Annotated in this window: 1 protein-coding gene; it reads right to left on the bottom strand. The window is 62.6% G+C overall.

The annotated features are described in order from the left end of the window. Positions 1-1,265: hypothetical protein (locus tag C454_RS19570; RefSeq protein ID WP_004978454.1), on the bottom strand; the 1,265-nt coding region annotated here is incomplete at its 3' end. Positions 1,266-1,515: the final 250 nt, after the last annotated feature.

The following is a 1,515-nucleotide window of genomic DNA, read 5'->3' as shown; positions in this document are numbered from 1 at the left end:
GCTGCCGGTGGCTCGCCCGTCCGGTATCCGACCACGTACTCATGACCACCATCAGCGACCGCCTGCTGGCCGTCAGACGACGACTGTGACGACAGCCGGTACTCTGCTATCGTATCGGCACCGATCCCAACAGCAGAGCCACAGCGAGCACACACGACGTTACCCTTCCCGTCGTACTTCAGGCGGTGGCCGTGCACTCGCTCCTTGTCCTGAAGGCATAGGTCCGCTTTCGCGGCATCATTGAAAACTTGCGAGCGAGCGATCCTCTGCCGGTTCTGCGCCCACTCGATAGCTGCGAACGCCTGCATTTCGACCGGCATCTCCATCATCGGCGTGTCCTCCTGTAGCCGAAGGTACTCCGTCGCGTATCCCGCCGGTTCCTCCAAGTCTAAGCGCACCTCTATGGCCTTCTCGCGGGTATGAGCCTCTGGTTTCGCCAAGTCACACGCTTCGATGTGCTTCTCAATCGCCGGGTAGAACGTGTTCTCCAACACAGCCACGATCTCGTGGTCCGTGTCGAACGTGTCGCGTAGCCCTGTTGCCTGCAAGTCGATGTAAATAGCATCGTGACAATGCACGTAACAGGCGTTCTCTCCCGGATTCTCAGCATCCAACCCGTGCACGTCGTCACCACGAACGTACCCCCACTGTTCAGACTCTAAGCCGAGATGGTACTCCGCTGCGTTCCGCACCACGTCGTACACGTCACCCTGCGACCACGTGCGGGCCACGCGGTCGCCGTGATCGACCGGCGGCACCCGCTCACCGTCCGGCTTCGATGAACCCGTCCGCGTGAGCATGATCGTAGCGACGTCGCCCCATTCGCCCTCGACGTGCTCGCCGGAGCGAGCACTGTCTTCGCTCTCCGGGTACGTCCCACCCATCAGTTGCCGCTGAAACGCCGCGTTCTTGGCGGCTTGCTCATCGCCGTAGGAACTCGTCCAACAGTCATCGAAGTCCACAGTGAACGTCTCACCGTCGTAACGCGACTCGAAACGACCACCCAGCCCATCATCGTAGGGCTGGCGGGCTGTTAGGAACCGGAACAACCCTTCCGCCCATGTCACCGACTCGGCCCGTTCGACGCGATCGACGCTAAACCCGCGCTCCCATTCGCGCTCGCCCTGGACATGCTCCTCGACGCGATCCGTTTCGACCAGTTCCGAGCGGAGTGTCTGACCGTCCCTCTCGGATAGCGGCCGACCAGCGAGGTACGGGTACTTCTCACGGAACTCCTCGACGCACTCGGCTGCCCGATCAGCCACCCGCTCATCGTATGGCCGCGTTTCGTGAGACGGCTGATCTTCCGGGGTACAAGCTTCTACAGAGTTAGACCGTGGTAGCCGAGAGTGTGCTAACTCGGGCTGGCCTTCGTCCGCACTCATGGCCACCACCCGCTGTTACCGGAATCCCTCGCGCTCGCTCCCTCGCCGGAACGAGGCCGGTCGCTCGCTCCGCTGCGCTCCCTGTGTTCCGGTCTTTCCGGTGCTCGCTCCGCTGCGCGCCGGGTACGGG

Source organism: Haloferax gibbonsii ATCC 33959 (genome assembly GCF_000336775.1).
Taxonomy (GTDB): Archaea; Halobacteriota; Halobacteria; order Halobacteriales; family Haloferacaceae; genus Haloferax; species Haloferax gibbonsii.
The sequence above is the reverse complement of the archived record's forward strand: the minus strand, read 5'-3'. Positions and strand labels throughout refer to the sequence as shown.